Origin of the sequence: Microbacterium sp. H6, assembly GCF_003314775.1 — a bacterium.
GTDB classification, from domain to species: domain Bacteria; phylum Actinomycetota; class Actinomycetes; order Actinomycetales; family Microbacteriaceae; genus Microbacterium; species Microbacterium oxydans.
On record NZ_QOAY01000063.1, the window covers coordinates 6,353 to 9,917 of the forward strand.

Here is a 3,565-nt window from a genome sequence, read left to right on the forward strand (position 1 = left end):
GAACCGGGGTCTGCATGACCGACCGAGCGCTCCTGCTGCCATCCGGCGCGACCGCGTCGCGACTGCCATCCGGTGCTCTCGCTGACCGCGGCGAGCGCCGCCCTCGAAGCCCCGGCCGCATCCGCCCCGGCATCCAGCGCCTCAGCGATCGGGAGGAGCACGTCGATGACGGTCTTGTCACCGCGCACGGCACCGCCCTGAGCGCCGATCCTCGCCGCAACGGTGCGCACGACGTCGATGAGACCCGCACGGTCGAGGTGCGCACCCACGGGCGTCTGCTCCGCCGCGGCGAGCAGGCCGCTTCCGATCAGTGCCGCGAAGGTGGAGGGATTCGCCGCTGCGAACGCATCGCCCGAGGCACGAAGGACGCTGCGGGCATCGAGGTCGTCCGGGAGCTGCTGCAGAGCATCGGCGACCGCAGCACTGCCGACCGCTACCGTGACGCCGAGGTCGCCGTCTCCGAGCGCGGCATCCAGGGCACGCAGTTCCTCGCGGTGCCGCTGCATCCGCGGCAGCACGGTCAGGAGCAGGTCGCGCGCCTCGCTGGCAGATCCGGCCACGGTCACGTCGACGGCGGCCGTGTCGTCATCCAGTGCGGTCTCGGCCGTGCGGACATCCCCCACCGGGGCCGCTCCCTGTCGGAAGAAGGGCGACCCTGCAGGGTCGTGCAGCAGCTCTTCCAGCTCGTCGTCGAGCTGCATGATCGACAGCGAGGCTCCGGCCATCTCCAGGCTCGTGACGTACTCGCCGATCAGCCGGTAGCCGATGGTCACTCCGGCGTCCGTGAGCGCGTGGTGCACCCGGCGATAGATCACGTACAGCTCTTCGAGCGGTGTCGATCCCAGACCGTTCACGAGCACGGCGACGCGCCGTCCCTCACTCAGGTCGAGTTCGGTACCGATCTCGACCAGGAACCGATCCGTGATGGCATCGGCCGTCTCGAGAGGGCCGCGGTGGCTGCCGTGTTCTCCGTGGATGCCGACGCCGATCTCCATCTCGCCCTCATCCAGCGTGAAGGTCTCCTCCCCCGCGGCCGGGAGAACGGTCGGCGAGAGGCCGACGCCCATCGTGCGAGTCGAATCGGCGGCCTTGCGGGTCACGCGCTCGACCTCGGCGAGAGAGGCACCGCGATCGGCCATCGCTCCGGCGACCTTGTAGACGAGGACGAGCCCGGCCACCCCGCGGCGCGACTCCGCCCGCTCGCTCGGTGCGGACTGGATGTCGTCCGCCCCGAGCACCGTGCGCACCTCGATGCCCTCGGCGCGGCAGCGCTCGGCCGCGATGTCGAAGTTCAGCACATCGCCGCCGTAGTTGCCGTAGAGATAGAGGAGTCCGGCGTTCGAGTGCACGGCCACCGAGGCCGCGTGGATCTGAGCGGAGCTCGGCGAGGAGAAGACGTTGCCCACGGCGACCGCCGAGCACAGCCCGCGGCCGACGTATCCGAGGAAGAACGGCAGGTGTCCCGAGCCGCCACCCGTGACGATGCCGACGCGCCCCGGTGCCGGAGCATCCGTCCGCGCCAGCGCGCGCCGGTCAGCGGTGACCGCCCGCAGCTCGTCGGGGTGGGCGAGAAGGATGCCCTCCAGCGTCTCGTCGACGAACGACTGGGGGTCATTGATGATCTTGCGCATGTCAGCTCTCCTGCCCGGCGAGGATCGGGTCGTACGTCGTGCGGTCGATGAGCACCCGGCCATCCGCCTCGAGCCGCCCCGAGGCGCGGAGGTCCTTCACGATGTCCCAGTGGATCGCCGACTCGTTCGTGCCCCCGCACTGCGGGTACGAGCGACCGAGCGCGATGTGCACGGTGCCGAGGATCTTCTCGTCGATCAGCAGGTCGCCGGTCATGGTCTGCACATCGGGGTTCGTGCCGATGCCGAGCTCGCCCACGCGGCGAGCGCCGTCGGCTTCGAGGATGCGCTCCACGAGGTCGAGGCCACGGGTGGCCGACACCTTCTCCACTCGCCCCTCGACGAACTCGAGCCGGAGGTCGGTGATGGTCGCCCCGCCGAACCAGAACGAGCCGGGGAACGTGATGTGCCCGTCGACGCCGTCTTCCACCGGAGCGGTCGCGACCTCACCGTCGGGCAGGTTCGCCTCCCCTGCGAACGGCACCCAGGTGCGACCGGCGCAGTTCAGGCGCAGGTCGGTGTCGTCATCGAGGATGCGCACCAGCGCGGTGGCGTTCAATTCGGTGCACAGCCGATCGAGGTGGGTGCGGTGCGCGGTCCAGTCGGCGAGGGTGCCGGCGAAGAACTCCTGCTCCAGCTGTTCCCTCGGGACTCCGATCAGCGTCGCCCATTCGGGCGTGGGGATGCGTACGAGCGTCCACTTCGTTCCCTGCCACCGCGCGGTCGACACGAGGCCCTTGCCCTCCCGCTGCAGGCTGAGCCTGGCGCCGTCGATCTCATCCGCGGGCGGTTCCATGCCACGGAACGAGACGTGCACGTCTGCCCACTCCATCGATGCCAGCTCGAGAGGTGCCGCCTCGCGCAGCAGCGATTCGCTCGCGTGCTCCAGCGCGAAGCGGTCGTACTTCTCCTCGACGAGCAGCACCTGGGGCATCCCGCCACGGCGGTACACCTCTTCGACGAAGGCGTCGACCGCGTCGAGCACGGAAGCCGTGGTCGCGAACACCGAGACCCTCGTCCCCTGCCCGACCTCGTTCACGTCGGCCAGATGCACGGCCAGTTCCTGCCACCTGCTCATCAGTCCACCTCTCTCAGCGCGCGCAGCGCGCGGTACGTCTTCGGGAATCGTTCGTAGGCCGTCTGCAGCTGCGGATTGGCGTCCTCGTCGGGCACGACCTCGCCCGAGAAGGCGACCCAGCTCGCGGCCTGCTCCTCGGTCACGATGCCGAGCCCAATCGCTGCGAGCATCGCATCGCCGTACGCGGCTCCGAGGGTTGCGGCCGTGCGCTGGTGAAGGCCCGTCAAGTCGCCGACCGTCTGCATCAGCACCTCGTTGTGCGTTCCGCCGCCGATCGCGACTACGCGCGGCGCTGCGGCACCGCCATCCAGCAACGCGGAGACGGCGAGCGCGATCGACTGCCCGACGCCCTCGACCACCGCGCGTGCGAGGTCGGCACGGCCCGTCGACAGCGTGAGGCCGCTGAAGGATGCTCGCGCATCGGCATCGTGCAGCGGTGTGCGCTCCCCGCTGAAGTGCGGCAGGTGCAGCACGCCGTTCGCACCCCGAGGTGCCGCGCGCACCAGCTCCATCAAGCGCCCGAACATCGCGGTGTCGCCGTCGCCGTGGTCGAGCCCGAGCAGGTCGGCGATCCATCGCGTCGCCGTGCCGGCCGTCGAGGTTCCGGCCGCGAGCACGTAGCGTCCCGGCAGGGCGAAAGGCGCAGCCCACAGCCGCGGATCCGCGTGCGGCTCGTCGGTCACGCGGATGAAGTAGCCGCTCGATCCGTACATGAGCATCAGGTCGTCGGCCGCCATGACCGAGGCGCCGACCGCTTCTGCGACGGCATCCGTCGTGCCGACCAGCACCGGAGTTCCCTCGGGGATGCCGGTCGCCGCGGCAGCCGCGGCGGTGACGGTACCGGCGACGTCGGTCGACC

The 3,565-nt window shown here is 70.3% G+C and carries 3 protein-coding genes; all 3 read right to left on the reverse strand.

Features of this window, described 5'->3' with window-relative positions; all coding sequences use genetic code 11:
* On the reverse strand, positions 1 to 1,631 hold a 1,631-nt coding region (locus DSP71_RS04330; RefSeq protein ID WP_113680448.1), incomplete at its 3' end, for a dihydroxyacetone kinase family protein.
* Between the two features lies 1 nt (position 1,632).
* Entirely contained in the window at positions 1,633 to 2,706 is a 1,074-nt protein-coding gene (locus tag DSP71_RS04335; RefSeq protein ID WP_113680443.1) for an aminopeptidase, read from the reverse strand.
* A partial coding sequence (locus DSP71_RS04340) for an FGGY-family carbohydrate kinase (protein WP_258546253.1) occupies positions 2,706 to 3,565 on the reverse strand: 860 nt, incomplete at its 5' end. The genes DSP71_RS04335 and DSP71_RS04340, both read right to left, overlap by 1 nt.